The organism is Parasedimentitalea psychrophila, assembly GCF_030285785.1.
In the GTDB taxonomy this organism is placed as follows: Bacteria; Pseudomonadota; Alphaproteobacteria; order Rhodobacterales; family Rhodobacteraceae; genus Parasedimentitalea; species Parasedimentitalea psychrophila.
This window is the reverse complement of the sequence record NZ_CP127250.1, coordinates 1-16332: the sequence shown is the minus strand read 5'-3', so window position 1 is coordinate 16332 and position 16332 is coordinate 1. Positions and strand designations below refer to the sequence as shown.

The following is a 16332-nucleotide window of genomic DNA, read 5'->3' as shown; positions in this document are numbered from 1 at the left end:
GGCTCTCTATTGATTTGTAAAATGGAACCTCTCCGGCATAGCAACCCCAGGCCGGGCTGTCACCGGAAAACAGCCGCCCTGCTAGCCAGTTTCAGCCGATACAGTGCTGCCCTCAACGGCTCAAAAACCACCCCAAACGCAATCTTCGTTTCCATAACACCGTCAATGACCAACCCTTGCCCTAGGCCGGGCTGCCCAGCCAGACCAACAGCCCGGCCATTGCCAGAATTAGACAGGGCAGCATCGGCAGGCTGTGCAGGAAGCTTTCGCGCGCCGACACTGGCAGGGCCTGCACCGCATAGGTGAACAGCGGCACCAACAGCAGACAACAAAACATAGCTTTTTTGCCGCCTGGAAAGGGTCTGAATAAAATTCAACATGGCAAAATTACGTCCCACGACCAAAAACGGTAACTCAAAAAAGACGGACGCTGACCGTCACGGGCGGCGGAGAGGCCCCTGTGAAACGCGTCCAAAACAACACGTAGTACAAGTTTAAGTTGTACCTTAACGGGACGCCAGTGCAGATCTTGTCCGCTCCGCACAGGGCTGTGATTTTTTACGACCAGATATTTTTCATGGGCAGTCCCCACGGGTCTTCTTCACGGGCGCCGACCCCAAAAGCCACGGCTGGAGGCCGACCAAAGCCGAGGCGATAAATTTAACATAATATGTTTCGCGCGCGAAACATTTGCCCGCCATAGGGCGTTCCACGCTGGAACACACCCTTGAATCCCCGGCCCCCATAAGTCAAAACTAAACGCAGATCCGGGCAGGATATTTCAGAACCAAAGGATAGCACATGCGCATTGCAATGATTGGCACCGGATATGTCGGCTTGGTGTCGGGGGTCTGTTTCTCGGATTTCGGCCATGACGTGATCTGCGTCGACCAGAACGCTGATAAGATCGATCAGTTGTCCGCAGGCAAAGTGCCAATCTATGAGCCGGGGTTGCAGGATCTGATGCTGAAGAATGTCGAGGCCGGGCGGCTCAGCTTCACCACCGATCTGGCCTCGGCAGTGGCCGGCGCCGAGGCGGTGTTCATCGCCGTCGGCACCCCGACGCGGCGCGGCGATGGTCATGCGGATCTGACCTATGTGATGGCGGCCGCCGAAGAGATCGCCGCCGCGATCACCGACTATACCGTGGTGGTGACCAAATCCACCGTGCCGCTGGGCACCAACCGCTCGGTCAAACAGACCATCGCCAAGGCCAATCCGGCGGCCGAATTCGACGTCGCCTCCAACCCCGAGTTCCTGCGCGAAGGCGCCGCCATTGATGACTTCATGAAACCCGACCGGGTGGTTGTCGGGGTGCAGAACAGCCGCGCCGCCGAGGTCATGGGTGAAATTTACCGGCCGCTGTACTTACGCGATTTCCCGATCCTGACCACCGATCTGGAAAGCGCCGAGATGATCAAATACGCCGCCAATGCCTTTCTCGCCACCAAGATCACCTTTATCAATGAAATCGCCGGCCTCTGTGAGCGCAGCGGCGCCGATGTCAAAGAAGTGTCGCGCGGCATCGGGCTGGACGGGCGTATTGGCAACAAGTTCCTGCATGCCGGCCCCGGCTATGGCGGCTCGTGCTTTCCCAAGGACACCGCCGCGCTGGCCCGCATCGGTCAGGACCATGCCTATCCGATGCAGATCACCGAGACGGTGATCCGGGTCAATGAAGAGGTCAAGCAGCGCATGGTGGAAAAACTGCGCGACGCCTGTGACGGCAGCTTTAACGGCAAGACCATTGCGGTGCTGGGGGTGACCTTCAAGCCCAATACCGACGATATGCGCGATGCGCCCAGCCTGACCATCGTGCCGGCGCTGATTGGCGGCGGCGCCAAGGTGCGGGTGGTGGACCCCCAGGGCCGGGCCGAGGGCGAGGCGCTGCTGCCCGGGGTGAAATGGATGGAGGATCCCTATCACGCCGCCCGCAATGCCGATCTGGTGGTGCTGCTGACCGAATGGAACGAGTTCCGCGCCCTGGATCTCAAGGCGCTGGCGCGCAAGATGACCAGCCCGCGGATGGTTGATCTGCGCAACATCTACAATGCCAAGACCGCCAAGCGGGGTGGCTTTGAGTATTACACCGCCGTTGGCCGCGCGGAGCGGGTGGGGATTTAATTTAACATAATATGTTTCGCGCGCGAAACATTTGGGCCAGACAGTCAGTCCTGCCAGTCGGGCAGGGTAGAGGGTTTATTTCGACCCTAAAACATATGTTAGAGATGCAAAAAGGCGCCTAGCGGCGCCTTTTTTATATCCAGAGATCTCCCCGCCGGGGGTAGGGGAGGGGGTGCCGAACGCGGCGCTTAGCGCTGGCTCAGCCAGTGCCGCAACTCCTGGATCAGCCGCTCATCCACCGCAGCACCGCTCAGCTCAATGCGGTGCTGGCCCGGCGTATAACCCAGCCGCAGCCCCGGAGCCAGCTGGGTGTTGATGCGTTCGTCTTTGGCGGGCAACGGCTCGCGGATTCGTGGGCCAGCGGCTAGTGGCTCGACATTTTCCGGCTCTGACTGACGGGTTAGAGCCGCTTTCTCGGCCTCGGACACTGCCGCCGACAGGATCCGCAGCTCACCCACCGGGGTGTCGCGACGGCCTGCGCGCAGATGGCTGATCAGCTGATCAGTAAAGCCGGAATCGCGGGTGATCTCGCGCACCAGCGCCAGCCCCAGCTTTTCATTGATCGCCACCGGGAACATCAGCACCGCATCCAGCGCCTCGACCAGCGCCACAAAGCTGCCGACCTTGGAGCGTTTGGCGCGGGTGGCATTGGCAAACAATCCCTGCAGCGCCATTTTCTGGTTTGGATAAACCCCCTCGCGCAGCGCCCGCACCGCAATCCGGGCCCGTTCATAATGGCTCAGATTGACGCGGATTTCGTTTTCCTCGACCATCGCCACATAGGCGTCCCGGGCACTGGCCGGCTGGATCACCAGCGCCTTGATTGTCGCCAGTTCAGGCTCTGATGTCTCGGCGTAGAGCCGCTTTAGCGCCGACAGCCGCCGCCAGCCCGAGATCAGCCCATGGGTCTTGCCATCGGGGCGATCCTCCAGCTGCACCACTTCGATGGGGATCTGCTGACCCCGGGCGCGCAGCGAGGCCATCAGCGCCGCCATCTCATCTTCGTCCTGTTCCAGCCGGTCGCGCACCAGATGCGCCTCGTCGATCTGCTCCAGCCCAATCCGCTCAATCAGCCGCCCATCGGCGCGGGCCTTTTCCAGCACCGCGCTCAGCTCGCTCAACGCCGCCTGCGCCGCCGCATCCGAGGCCACCTGGGCAATCGGCGCAATGGGGGAGGGCGGCGCCGCGCTGGCTGTGGCCAGTGGCGCCCCAAGCGCCGATTTGCTTTCAGGCGCCGCGCTCAGGTAGCTGGGCTGCGCCGGGGTCAGACGTTTGCGTTTGGCCATGGGTTTCCTCCTCAAGGCACCGGGTTCTGTCACCCTGCACCAAATCCTTTAGGCGCGCCTTACTCGGCCGCGCGCTGCTGTTCCAATTCGGCGCGGCGCCAGATGCCCAGCAACAAGCGTTTGAAGGCGCCGTAGGTGGCATCAAATGTTTCACGACCACGGGCATAGGTCTCGCGGTTGAAATCGCGGTAATCGGCCTCGTAGATGCCATTGACCTGCTCGCCGGCCTGACCGATCAGCGCGGTGAAATCCTGCCGGTGCGGGCTCAGGGTGCGGCCCAAATAGGCCTGCATCAGCGCCGCCAGCTCGCCCTGCTGGGCGCCGTCATAGCGGGTGATCACCGTGCGCACCGCCTCCCACTCAAAGCCCATCTCGGGGCGCCCCAGCGCCCGGGCGGCCAGGTTCTCGCCGTCCTCGATGCTGGCAAAGGTGGAATGCAACATGTCAAAGAACCGCCCCGTGGAATCAAATTCCAGGAACGAGGCGCCCATCGGCACCAGCAGGATATCCGCCGCCGACAGCCCGTTGATGGTCAGATATCCCAGCGCCGGCGGGGTATCGATGAACACCAGATCATATTGATCCAGCACCCCGTCTGCCTGCAGCCGCTCGGTCAGCGCATCCCACAGCTTCCAGCCGCGCGCCGCGATCCGCCAGACCGGGATCTGGAACTCGGCCCAGTACAGGTTCAGCTGCGCACCGATCAGATCGATATTGGGCCAGTGGGTGCTTTGGATCACATCCCCAGCGGTCATATCCATCGCTGCCGTCAGCGCCTCGTCCAGCGGTTGCGGTGGGTCGCCGCGATCCAGACGACGCTGGTTCTCCAGCCGCAGATGCTCGCCGTAATGGCGCGCCAGCAGCGGAAAGACGGTCTGCCATTCATCGTCGACCTTGCCGCCAAAGATTGAGGTCATCGAGCCCTGACTGTCGAGATCGATCACCAGCACCTTGTAGCCGTCCAGCGCCGCCGACATCGCCAGATGCGCCGCGGTCGAGGTCTTGCCAACGCCGCCTTTGAAATTGGCCACCGCCACCATTTTGGCGGGCAGGCCCTTGGGCCGGTAGGGCAGGTAGTCTTTGGCCTTGCTGCCCTGTTCGCCAAAAAACGCCCGCAGTTGCAGCACCTCATCAAGACTGAACCATTTGGCGCCGCCCTCACTTTCGGCGCGGCCCTGGGGCAATTGAGGATTGGCCTTGAGCACCCGGCGGAAATGGGCGCTGGCCACCGGGATCAGATAGCGGGTGATCTCCCAGGTGGAAAACAGCCGCAGCTGCTTGCGGCCCATCTCGTCGAGGCCGCGGCTGGACAGATCGGCGCGGCCCTGGGCACAGGCGGCGGCGATCTCGGCAAAGCCACCGGTACCGGTGGGCGCATCCAGATCGGCCAGCGCCGCATCGGGGTCAATGTTGAAATAAGGCGGCAGCGCCGACGCGGTTTTATGGGGATCTTTTGCCATTTTTCGCTATCTTCCGCCTGTCAAAAGCTGCTGCTTCGAGGCCGTTCTCCCCGCAAATCATCTGCGAATGTGCTGCCTTTTTGGCAGGATAGCACAAAAGATGGCATATGGAAGGATTAGTCGTAGCTATTACGGATTTCCTAAGCAAATCCGACGCTTACAGCCTGTTCAAACGGGTGTTTTTGGCGGTTCGATGATTTTTTTGCTAAGTTAATATATAGTTATCTATAGTTAAGGGCTGGGCCGAGCTGTGAAAAGCCCTTTTCTTAAAGGGTTTGGCGGGGTGTTTTGCAACTGGTGTGATTCTGAAACCACGTTAAAGCGACTCTGAACCCCCGATAGGGTGACTCTGAACCCCCGTTGTGCCGCCTTGTGGATAACTCTAGGGTGGGTGTCATTAAAACCACGAAACCGAGTCACCCCGCGCCAGCCAACAAGGCAGGCCTCAAGACGGGACATCGGTGAGATCGAGCAGGGACTAGTATGTGTGCAGCGCTGACAGGCGGAGCAGGCCCGTCGCAGGGGCAGGGGGCGTTCTTCCTGTGCGATGTGTTTGGGGTGGTGCCCAAAAACGATATGGCGTCGATGGAACATCCGCTGTTCTCATTGGCGACCCGGCCGGATCGGCGCATCCTGAACTACGAGCACAAGGGCACCGCGATCACCGTGACGCCCTCGGTCAAGGGTTTGGCGACCATTCACGACAAGGATATTCTGATCTTTTGCATCAGCCAGTTGATGGCGGCGCTGAATGCGGGACGCAGCATCAGCCGCACCCTGCACCTGAAAGCGCATGACCTGCTGATCGCCACCAACCGCGAAACCAGCGGCGATGCCTACCGGCGGCTGCGTGAGGCGTTCGAGCGGCTGGCCGGCACTCGTATCACCACCAATATCGCCACCGGCGGGGTTGAAGTGACCAAGGGGTTCGGCTTGATCGAGAGCTGGGAAATCGTCCGCCGCGCCCCGACCGGTCGCGGTTCTGGCCGGATGACCCATGTGGCGGTGACACTGTCGGACTGGCTGTATCAGGCGGTGCTGTCCAATGCGGTGCTGACCCTGAACCGGGATTATTTCAGCTTACGCAAACCGCTGGAACGGCGCATCTATGAACTGGTACGCAAACACTGTGGCCGCCAGCAAAGCTGGACCGTTTCGGTGGACACATTGCTGAAAAAATCCGGCTCAGCCAGCCCGCGGCGGGTGTTTCGCAAGATGCTGCGCGACATGATCGCAGCACAACCGCTGCCGGATTACGCGCTCGAGGAACAGCCCGGAGATCTGATCTATTTTTCGCAGAAACAAGGGGTGGTGGAGCGCTCTGGCGCCCGCCCGCCAGCCTTGCGCTCGGAGACGCTGGAGCAGGGCCGCGAGATGCTGCCGGGGGCAGATATCTATGCGCTGGAGGCCGAATGGCGCGGCATGTGGGCCCGCTCTGGCGCGCCACGCTTGCGCTCGCCGGATGCGGCGTTCCTGGGCTGGCTGCGCAAGCGGGTCGGTCGGTAGTCACCCAACATTATAGCATAAGACCGATTATAGGTCGTTTGGCTGACCTGTGACCCTTGGCCGGAAATGCTCATGCCCTAGGCGGTAAACCGGGGAAGTGGGCGACCCGAAACCTTGGGTCGTTAATTGCCCGTGCCTCACCTACAGTTTTGATAATCTGAGGACATGCAGGTGCGAGCAGATTTCACGGCCTCGGAAATATCCGCTGGCGTCATTTCCTTTTCAATATTCTCGCGGTTCTCTCGCGCCCCCTCATATCCATTTGCACCTGCAATGTTCCACCACATATGGGCGCTGATATCATCCGCGAGAACACCGTAACCGTTGGCGTACATGAGCCCGAGGTTATTCTGGGCGTAGACGTTGCCTTGGGTGGCCAATGGCAAAAACTCCTTCAAGGCAGCCTGATAATCACCACGTTGAGCAGCATCGAAACCCTTAGAAAGATCCTGAGCAATAGCGCTGTTGCCTGTGAAACTAAGGGCAACGGCCAAGATCCCGGTTCGAAAGTAGCTACTCAATTTCCCGGCCCAACTTGCCCCCACGCGCCTTAAATCCACCACTCCGCCAATCCTATTCATGCTAAAATTCTGATGCTGCAACTTGTAGATGCATCTAAGGTTAGATGTACAGGCGTCCCCGATATCCCGTGTCTACGGCAACGGTTGCGGCCTGGCCCAGACTGGCGCAAAGTCGTTACCACGGGGGTCTGTCAGACGCTTCCCCCCGCGCTATGACTGATAGGCGGTAAATCGGAAAAGTGCGGCCCGCATCGATGATGCTCATGCCCTGGAACTTCCAAAAATCCCGATCCTGCGTCACCGCCTGGTAGAGCCACATAGGCAGTTCCAGCCATGCACCCTTGGCCTTGCCTTCGTCCGTTTCTTCAAACTCGAATGCCGATAGAAGGTTGAACGCGCCTTGCTTGCGCCGCTTGCCCTTCAGTGCCGGTGCTCTTTCCTACTACCTTTCGAGCCATTCGGTTGCCGTGCAGCCGTGCCCAGATCAACGATGAATCGGTAGTTCTTATTGTGCGCCGTCAGACCCATGATGCTCGTGAGGTTGCTCTTTCCTACTACCTTTCGAGCCATTCGGTTGCCGTGCAGCCGTGCCTCGCTCGCCGTGTATTCTTTGAGCATTGCGATAGCCTTATCCTGGTCGCACCAGAAGCCGCAAGCGGTGCAACCAAACTGTGCGCCTTCTCCACTGGTTACGACCCGGCAGCGTACCTGCACATGGCAGTTACCGCAAAGGACCGGGATATTGCTCCCTTTGAAGTTGATGCTGATGCCTGAAACGTCTGTCATTTCAAATATTCCTCCTCTGAAAATTGAGTTCATTGGGGATATTGCGGGGCGCGCTGAGGCAGCGTTCCTCAAGCCAAACCTATCAACGGAATTGGTGGGTGGCCTCCAGTGATAGATAGCGCTGAAGCCCAGGATGAACAGCGTGCCGACAGGGTTGCGACCATCGGCAGCTTGGCTGAGCTCGAAGGTTACGAGCGCCAGGCCAAGCGGCGCGGCATCCTCTCTCAGGAGTGGACGGCAATTCAGCACTGCAGGACCCGACTAACCCCGAAACGCAAAGGAAGGAGAGGAAGATGAAAGTGATGGATGTCTTAGAGACGATCAAGGGCGGCGCTCGTGTGATGGTAACGCTGCCGACACGCGAGGGGTAGCCCCTACAGATGCCTGCCATACCGCGCCAGGAATGCACTCCAGCCCGCTTCCGAATAGGCGTCGTGATCTGCGCATAGTCGCATGATGAAGAAAAGGCGCACGAGATGCTTAGGATGTGATCCCGTGCGCTAGTGCGGCCAGCGTTTACGGCGAGAGGCAGCGCCTAGCTGGCCGTCGGCGGTCACTCACGAGCAGGAGTGATATATGACCGCAAAGAAAGCTTCACCAAGTCAGAGCCTCCCAAAACAAGGATTTCAAGATCATCAGGTCAGCAAGGCATATTTACGCAGAACCTCGCCCAAACAGGGAAACAGACCGGCGAGGTTCCGCCCTCGATGGCCTTAACTGACGACTGCATTAGGAAAGCCCCGCTGAGTGGCTTCTTGGGGCTGTCATGCGTTCTCCCCTCAAGGTAGTCTTGGATTACGTGATGTAGCGTCAAAGATGCCTGCCATACCGCGCCAGGAACACACTCCAGCCTGCTTGCGAATAGGCGTTGATCTGCGCACAGCCTCTCGAATGTGCGCCTGTGCATCCCCTTGGGCTTCATCCCGTGGCCGTTGGCTGTGCCAGGCTCCCAGCCCAGCTTGTCGCGTATCCGGTCTGCTTTCCGAATGACCCTATCGTGGGGTGCTTCGCGCTGAGATGGGTATGCCAATCGATGACAATGCCGACATGCGTATACCCCGCCACCGTAGAGCATGGCGACACGCCGACCGCACCCACGAGCAGGGCAGAAAAACCATTGGCGCTCACCGCCCAGGTGACAAGGCGTGGTGTCTAGATAAACGGGGTAACTCTGGTCCTGCCAATCAGTTTCACCGCTCGCCCGGCTGCGATACTTGAGCGTCACAAATCCTTGGGCCACTGTGACGCCGATTGAGGCGAATGTTTCTCCGCGCCGGGACTAGGTGAGACTGCCGGATGCTCCCAGCCTCAACATGCCTCTCCGTTTCAGCCAACGAACATCAATCGACCTGTAGTCCTCAGTCGTGTCGTGTGCGCCAAAATTCCAGCGCCTACCGCTTCCTATTCCGCCCATGTGTCCATCTCCGATTTTGCCGAAATAATTTGGAAACTTGCCGTTTTATCGGGGTTCTTGCGTTTTCCTTTTCCTGCATCCAGGAAAGATCCGTTGATCCCGCAAGAGGGCGCACAAGCCTCCCTGAGAGCTGTTTTTCAGACGCACAGAGGCTCATAGGGCGATGTTGTGGTGTTTTCCCGCCTTACCCTAGTGCAACGCATGTAGGTGCCCTGTGGCTCATCTGTCGTCATTGCCATCCTTGCCGCTGCTGCGCCTTATCTCCAATGCTCCGGGATATTCCAAACCGCTTACCCTGTATTGGCCCCTCGCCACCGTAATCTTGACCCTCGCGCAGATCGTTTTTGATTAGTTGACCGTATCGGGTTCGCTTTTTCGGCGTAGCCTTGCCCAGATAAAAGCCTACGTTGTCGTAGCGTTTACTGAGATACCAAGCACCGGTCAGCGATCGTGCAATACATTTTTTCTTGCCGTCATGTGCCCCAATCACTTCACCTGTCCAGATAGCCACCTGAGCAGTCAGCTCTTGCTGGTGGCGTGGTGGTAGGTGCAATGCGATATGCCAGTGTTCGCCGTGGTGATTATTTCGACCTCCGGTGAACTCACGTACCCATACACACGACCATGTGATGCCACGTTCTGTGACCCATTTTCGTAATAATTCTAAGTATCTTTGAAACCCGTCCCAAAGATGGCCGATATCAAATATTGAACCGGACGAAATTCTTTGCAGATGAGCCGCGTTGACAGTCAGCATAGTTTGAATTGGAGCATTAAGGTGTGATGCAAACCTGACAGCGGCAACCAGGCGCTTCTCTGCAATTAGTGGCAGATAGGTGGTTTCAGGATACCGAGTCCGTATATGACCTACATCGACCGCTATACCTACTAGGCCTGTAGGTTGGTGGGTATACTCTACTAGGAGCTTAATCGGTTCAGATGCACACTTTTCAGGTGTTTCCGCTATTTCGCTAAGTGTCCCATCCAGCATGATAATATTTCTTTGCCCTTATTTGGTCTGCATCATCAAATTTTGGCTATATGTTAGTTGAAAAACGGAAGCAGTGATAGATGTATTTGGAACGAAAAGAGAACCGTACATGATGTAGTGTAACGGATGTGTTTTGAATTACTTTCAGGCAGTTTGAAAAGCTCATTGTCCTGGTAGCAGTTTGCTGGGCAGCAAGAGGTGCCCCGAGAACGGCCACGGAAAATGAAAGTGCCGCTGTGCGTACCAACGAATATTTGGGCATTTTTAGTTTCCCTTTGGAGTACAAGTACTGCGTGTACTTCCAAGGAAGTAGCCCCCTACTATTCCATGGAAAGCTTTGCGCTGAGAGGGATACCTTTATCATCATCCATGCCGTTATATTCCCATTTGCACTTGGGCGGTCCAATTTATATTTATTCAACGATAGTAACAGGTTAGGGCTACAATGGCCGCGCAACAATCTTGCGCCACTTCCCACCATCACGACCCAACATCGCCCCATCTAATAAGCTATTGAAAACGCACATATCTCAATGATTATTGATTTAACATAATGAGTATTATAGGTTGTTTGGCTGCCCCGTGCTCCTTGGTGAAACCTTGGGGTCCTATCTACAGCTTTGATAGCCTGAGGACATACAGATGCGGGCAGATTTCACGGCCTCGGAAATATCAGTTGGCGTCATTTCCTTTTCAATCTCCTCGCGGTTCTCTCGTGCCGCCTCATGTCCATTTGCACCTGCGATGTTCCACCACATATGGGCGCTGATATGGTCCGCGAGAACACCCCGGCCATTGAAGTACATGTAAGATCTACCGTCTACCTTAGTTATACCCCGCATCGCCTGGCGGGGTAGCGGTCCACCTTACTTGGACTGCACAACCGTCGGACTGGGTCGAAGCTCTTTGGCCGCGACTGACAATGCTTCAGCAACATCTAACGGGTTAAACGGCATCTCTGTTTCGCCTGTTTCCGCTAGGCGGCGGAATGTTCTCTCCAGGCTCTCGCAAACTGCGCTAAACGTTCGCATATCTTGAGCATCCAATTCTTCATCTCCCTTGTTAGACTGCCAGTGAAAGCCAGGCCTCAGGGCAATACTTGACCAAAAATAAGGTATCCCACCATGTGAGATGTCAAGTCGTCAAGGTATCAATTTGACACCACTCTCTTCCCTAGATGGAAAAGCGCCCCGTCTGCTCCAGCAACTTGCAGCGGGTCGCGAACCTAGCGCCGCCGTAAAGGACAGCAACACGCCGCCCGCACCCACGGGCCGGGCAGAGAAACCAATGACGATTTCTGGATTCAACAATAACAATTCGCACGGCTCCGATCATTCAGCTGTTTTTCTTCCATGATTGTTGGCCAATGTTAGGCGAAAAACGGAAGCTGCGCAAGCAGTGGTGGGAGCCATGAAAAACCATACAAGATGTGGTGTAATGGCTATGTCTGTTTGCTTTTGCGGGACCTTGGGATTCAAGGGTTGATATAGGTTCACCTTCCGCGCGCCCTGACAGACAGGCGGTAAATCGGGAAAGTGGGCGATCCGATGGTGGTGCCATGATACCTGGGGTTTGAAACCAAGCGTCGAGCCGGGGCTTTGCCCCGGACCCCAGAGTATTTTGCAAAAGAGAAACCCGGAGCGGTCAATCTGGCAGTGGCAGCTGTTTTGCCGTCGGCAGAAGGCTGTTGATGCGCGATATATGCCGCGGCAGGCAATGGCTCAGGAAATCATAATGCGCCACCACATGGGCGCGCGCTGCCGCGCCCATGTGGGCGTATTTTTGCGGCTGCGCCAGCACATCAATCACCTGGTCGGCCAGTGCCTGGCAGTCAAAAAAATCCACCAGCAGGCCGGTTTCACCGTGGGTGATCGCCTCGCGCACGGGGGCCACATCCGAGGCCACCACGGTGGCCTGCATCGACATTGCCTCGAGCAGCGACCAGCTGAGCACAAAGGGCATGGTCAGATAGATGTGGCAGCGGCTGAGCTGTACCACCTGGCAGAATTTCTCATAAGGCACCTGACCCAGAAAATGCACCCGGTCCCAGTCCAGATCACCCCCGACCTCGGCTTCCATTTCGCCGCGCAAACCGCCCTGGTGGCCGCTTTTGCGGCCATATGAGGCGGCGTTGCCACCGATGATCAGCACCCGGGCGTTGGGGCGCGCCGCCAGGATCTTTGGCAATGCGCGCATAAAGATGTGAAAGCCACGGGTGCGTTCAAGGTTGCGCGCCATATAGGTGAACACCTCGTCGTCGCGGCTCAGCGGTTGCTCTAGCCGCCCCAGCCCCAGACGCACATCTGGATTGGCCAGCAGCTGATCGGTGCGGATGCCGTCGTGGCAGCTGTAGAACTTGGGGTGAAAGCTGTCCGGGAAGGTGTGTTTTTGCCACTGCGTGGGCACATGGCCCAGATCGACGCTCTGGATATTGGCATGGGGCACCGTATTGCGCGCCGCCATCAGGAACGGCGTGTGCTCACTGACCAGCTCTTCGGGATCAAAGCCCACCGGGCCGCCTTTGGCGCGGTAGAAATATTCAAAGAATCCCAGCAGCGGCACATCTGGCCAGATTTCCTTGAAGAACAGCAGCTCTCCCCAGCCGGTATGGCCCAGCACGATGTCCGGCTTAAAGCCCGCATCGCGCTCCAGCGCCTGCGCCGCCATCGCCGCGCCAAAGCCGACACCACTGGCCTCTTCCCAGGTCTTGGACAGCCCATAGGCGTCTTTGGCCGGGCGGTGATGCGGGCTGTAGAGCTCGGTCCGCACCCCCTTGATCGCGGGGGCATCGCGGCGCTGGGTCAGGAACACCAGCTCATGGTCACCGCTGGCGGCCAGCCACTGGATCAGCTCGCGGTATTGCCCCGGCATGTTCTGATGCACAAACAGAATTTTCATCGACCTGGCCTTTTCCGCCTTACTTCAGCAACCCAGACAGATAGGCGCCATAGCCATTTTTGGCAAACAGCTCGGCCCGGGCCGCCAGGTCGGCGCGGCTGATCCAGCCCTGATCAAAGGCGATTTCCTCCAAGCAGCCGGTCTGCAAGCCCTGACGGTTCTCCAGGGTGCGCACGAAATTGCCCGCATCCAGCAGGCTGGCATGGGTGCCGGTGTCGAGCCAGGCATAGCCGCGCCCCATGGTTTCCACCCGCAGCTGGCCGTCATTCAGATACATCTGCAACAGATCGGTGATCTCCAGCTCGCCGCGCGGCGAGGGTGTGACCTGACGCGCCCGCGCCGACGCTGTGCCATCGAGGAAATACAAGCCCGTCACCGCATAGTTCGACGGCGGCACCTCTGGCTTCTCGATGATCTGGCGTGCCTTGCCATCGGCGTCAAAATCCACCACCCCGTAGCGTTCCGGGTCGGCCACGTGATAGCCAAACACGGTGCCGCCCGTATCTTGCGCATCCGCCGCCGCCAGCCGCTCGGGCAGTCCGTGACCAAAGAAGATATTGTCGCCCAGCACCAGCGCCGAAGGCGCCCCGGCAAGAAATTCCTCGGCCAGAATATAGGCCTGCGCCAGCCCATCGGGGCTGGGCTGTTCCACATAGCCCAGCGAGATGCCCCATTGGCTGCCGTCGCCGAGACTGCGCTCAAACTGGCCGCGGTCCTGCGGTGTGGTGATCATGCAGATCTCGCGGATGCCGGCCAGCATCAGCACCGAGATCGGGTAATAGATCATCGGCTTATCATAGATCGGCAGCAGTTGCTTGGAGACGCCCATGGTGATCGGATAGAGCCGGGTGCCGGATCCTCCGGCCAGAATAATGCCTTTTCTCGCACTCATGCGCCGGCCTCCAAATCTTTTAAAATATCACTTAATCCCTGCCGCCAATCCGGGCGTGGGATTCCAAAAACAGACCCTAACAAGGCGCAATCCAGCCTTGAGTTCAGCGGTCGCCGCGCCGGGGTGGGATAATCGGCGCTGGCGATATCCGTGACCACGCAAGGCATATCAGCCTGGGCAAAGATCTCGCGGGCCAAATCGGCCCAGCTGCACTGTGGTGCGGCGCTGAAATGATAGATCCCCGCGCGGGCCGGATCGTCCCCCAGCTGCTGCGCCATCGCGATGCAGGCGGCGGCGATATCACGCGCCATGGTGGGGGCACCGATCTGATCTGCCACAATGCTCAAGCCATCGCGCTCCGCCCCCAGTCGCAGCATGGTTTTGACAAAATTATTGCCATGCGCCGAGACCACCCAAGAGGTGCGTAAGATCGCATAAGCCCCCCCTGCCCCGGCGACCCGTTGTTCGCCCACCAGTTTGGAGCGCCCATAGGCATTCATTGGTGCAGGGACATCCGAGGGATGCCAGGGCCGGGTGCCGCTGCCGTCAAACACGTAATCCGTCGAGATCGAGACAAAGGGCACGCCGAGACCGGCGCAGGCCTGCGCCATGGCGCCGGGGGCATCGCCGTTGATCACGGTCGCCAGCGCCTCGTCGTCTTCGGCCTTGTCCACCGCCGTATAGGCGGCCGCATTGATCACAGCCTGCGGCTGGGCCTGCCGGATCACCTCGGCGCAGGCGGCAGGATCAGACAGGTCCGCCGCCGCCCGATCCAGACAGGTCACATCGTCAAACGCCGCCAGTTCCCGCGCCACCTGCCCCGTTTTGCCAAAGACCAGAATGCTCATGCCTTTACGCCCAAACGCTCGCCGACCCCATCGCGGGTCTGCAGCGCGCGCCACCAGGCTTCGTTGTCGAGATACCACTGCACCGTCTTCTCCAGCCCTTGCTCAACCGTGACGCTGGGCCGCCAGCCCAGCTCGTCGCGGATGCGCGAAGGATCGATGGCATAACGCGCATCATGGCCGGGGCGGTCGGTGACATAAGTGATCTGGTCCTTGTAGGACGCCCCATCCCCGCGCGGTTGCTTCTCATCCAGGATTTCACAGAGCGTCTGCACCAAGTCGAGGTTCGACCGTTCGTTGTCGCCGCCGATATTATAACTGCGCCCCACTGCGCCCTTTTGCAGCACGCAGAGCAGCGCCTCGGCGTGATCCTCGACATAAAGCCAGTCACGGATATTGCTGCCATCGCCGTAGATCGGCAGTGCCTTACCGGCCAGCGCATTGAGGATCACCACCGGCACCAGTTTCTCGGGAAAATGGAAGGGGCCGTAGTTGTTGGAGCAATTGCTCAGCAGCACCGGCAGCCCGTAGGTCTCGCCCCAGGCCCGCAGCAGATGGTCGCTGGCGGCCTTCGAGGCGGAATAGGGCGAGCGCGGGTCGTATGGGCTGTCTTCGGTGAACCGCACCTCTGGGTCATTGGGCAGGCTGCCATAGACCTCGTCCGTCGAGACATGATGAAAGCGGAAATCGTCGGGCTTGCCGCTCTCGGCCCAGTATTTGCGCGCAGCCTCCAGCATATTAAAACTGCCGGTGATATTGGTCTCGATGAAGGTGCCGGGCCCATCGATCGAGCGGTCCACATGGCTTTCCGCCGCCAGATGCATCACCGCATCAGGCTGATGCGTCGCAAAGATACGGTCCAGCGCGGCGCGGTCGCGGATGTCGGCCTGTTCAAAGGCATAATTTGGGCTGTCGGCCACCGAGGCGACATTGTCGAGACAGGCGGCATAGGTCAGCGCATCCAGATTGGTCACAGCGTGACCGGCCGCAATGGCGCGCCGCACCACTGCGGACCCGATGAAGCCAGCGCCGCCGGTGATCAGGATTTTCATGTCGCAGCCTGCCAGACAAAGGGGCTGTCAAACCCAGCCAAAGGTGGCGCCACAGCGTCCTTGTCGGACAGCACCGGGGCACCGTCAAAGCCCCAGTCAATGCCGCAGCTGTCCCAGCTCACCGCGCCGTCACAGTCGGGGGCGTAGTAATCAGTGCATTTGTAAATGATCTCGGTATTGGGCAACCGGGTGATAAAGCCGTGCAAAAAACCCGCGGGCACCAGCAGCTGCTTGCCATTTGCGGCGCTCAGCTCGATGCCGAACCACTGGCCATAACTGGGGCTGCCCTTGCGGATATCCACCGCCACGTCAAACAGCGCCCCCTGGCCACAGCGCACCAACTTGTCCTGCGCGTGGGGCGGCGACTGGAAATGCAACCCGCGCAGGGTGCCCAGCTGCGCCGACACTGAGTGGTTGTCCTGCACAAAATCCAGGTCAATGCCGTGCTCGCCCAGCAGCCGCTTGTTCCAGCTCTCGCTGAAAAATCCGCGGGCATCGCCAAATCGGTTCGGGGTGAGGATTTTTACGCCGGACAGTGGGGTGTCTTCGATCAACAT

Annotated in this window: 13 protein-coding genes; 2 read left to right on the top strand and 11 right to left on the bottom strand. The window is 58.9% G+C overall.

The genetic code is table 11. From position 1 onward, the window contains the following. Positions 1-181: 181 nt before the first annotated feature. Positions 182-337, bottom strand: coding sequence for a hypothetical protein (locus QPJ95_RS24055; protein WP_270920992.1), 156 nt, complete (start codon positions 335-337; stop codon positions 182-184). A 464-nt stretch (positions 338-801) separates the two neighbouring features. Here QPJ95_RS24055 and QPJ95_RS24050 point away from each other — a divergent pair, with 464 nt between their 5' ends. Beyond that, positions 802-2124, top strand: coding sequence for a UDP-glucose dehydrogenase family protein (locus QPJ95_RS24050; protein WP_270920991.1), 1323 nt, complete (start codon positions 802-804; stop codon positions 2122-2124). A 188-nt stretch (positions 2125-2312) separates the two neighbouring features. On the opposite strand, the gene QPJ95_RS24045 is transcribed toward QPJ95_RS24050, so the two are convergent. Further along, positions 2313-3410 (bottom strand): ParB/RepB/Spo0J family partition protein, encoded by a 1098-nt coding sequence (locus QPJ95_RS24045; protein WP_270920990.1) that lies wholly within the window; start codon positions 3408-3410, stop codon positions 2313-2315. 59 nt (positions 3411-3469) lie between these two features. Continuing rightward, complete coding sequence (locus tag QPJ95_RS24040) at positions 3470-4870, bottom strand: AAA family ATPase (protein WP_270920989.1); 1401 nt, start codon at positions 4868-4870, stop codon at positions 3470-3472. 483 nt (positions 4871-5353) lie between these two features. Between QPJ95_RS24040 and QPJ95_RS24035 the strand changes: the two genes are divergently transcribed. Next, positions 5354-6376 (top strand): replication initiator protein A, encoded by a 1023-nt coding sequence (locus tag QPJ95_RS24035; protein ID WP_270920988.1) that lies wholly within the window; start codon positions 5354-5356, stop codon positions 6374-6376. A gap of 137 nt (positions 6377-6513) precedes the next feature. Here QPJ95_RS24035 and QPJ95_RS24030 read toward each other — a convergent pair whose 3' ends face one another. The 8 genes from QPJ95_RS24030 to rfbC form a co-directional block, all read right to left on the bottom strand. Continuing rightward, the gene (locus QPJ95_RS24030) at positions 6514-6957 is read right to left on the bottom strand and encodes an SEL1-like repeat protein (RefSeq protein ID WP_270920987.1); all 444 of its coding nucleotides are present in this window, start codon (positions 6955-6957) and stop codon (positions 6514-6516) included. A 360-nt stretch (positions 6958-7317) separates the two neighbouring features. Beyond that, on the bottom strand, positions 7318-7683 hold the full coding sequence (locus QPJ95_RS24025) for a hypothetical protein (RefSeq protein ID WP_270920986.1): 366 nt from the start codon (positions 7681-7683) through the stop codon (positions 7318-7320). A 1643-nt stretch (positions 7684-9326) separates the two neighbouring features. After that, a complete protein-coding gene (locus QPJ95_RS24020) occupies positions 9327-10088 on the bottom strand; it encodes a hypothetical protein (protein ID WP_270920985.1) in 762 nt (253 codons plus the stop codon). A gap of 1644 nt (positions 10089-11732) precedes the next feature. Then, a complete protein-coding gene (locus QPJ95_RS24015) occupies positions 11733-12986 on the bottom strand; it encodes a glycosyltransferase family 4 protein (protein WP_270920997.1) in 1254 nt (417 codons plus the stop codon). A 19-nt stretch (positions 12987-13005) separates the two neighbouring features. Next, entirely contained in the window at positions 13006-13878 is an 873-nt protein-coding gene (rfbA, locus tag QPJ95_RS24010) for a glucose-1-phosphate thymidylyltransferase RfbA (protein WP_270920996.1), read from the bottom strand. Beyond that, positions 13875-14726, bottom strand: a complete 852-nt coding sequence (gene rfbD, locus QPJ95_RS24005; RefSeq protein WP_270920995.1) for a dTDP-4-dehydrorhamnose reductase — start codon at positions 14724-14726, stop codon at positions 13875-13877. The genes rfbA and rfbD overlap by 4 nt, the downstream gene beginning before the upstream one ends. Then, entirely contained in the window at positions 14723-15775 is a 1053-nt protein-coding gene (gene rfbB / locus QPJ95_RS24000) for a dTDP-glucose 4,6-dehydratase (protein WP_270920994.1), read from the bottom strand. The genes rfbD and rfbB overlap by 4 nt, the downstream gene beginning before the upstream one ends. Continuing rightward, complete coding sequence (gene rfbC / locus QPJ95_RS23995; protein ID WP_270920993.1) at positions 15772-16332, bottom strand: dTDP-4-dehydrorhamnose 3,5-epimerase; 561 nt, start codon at positions 16330-16332, stop codon at positions 15772-15774. The genes rfbB and rfbC overlap by 4 nt, the downstream gene beginning before the upstream one ends.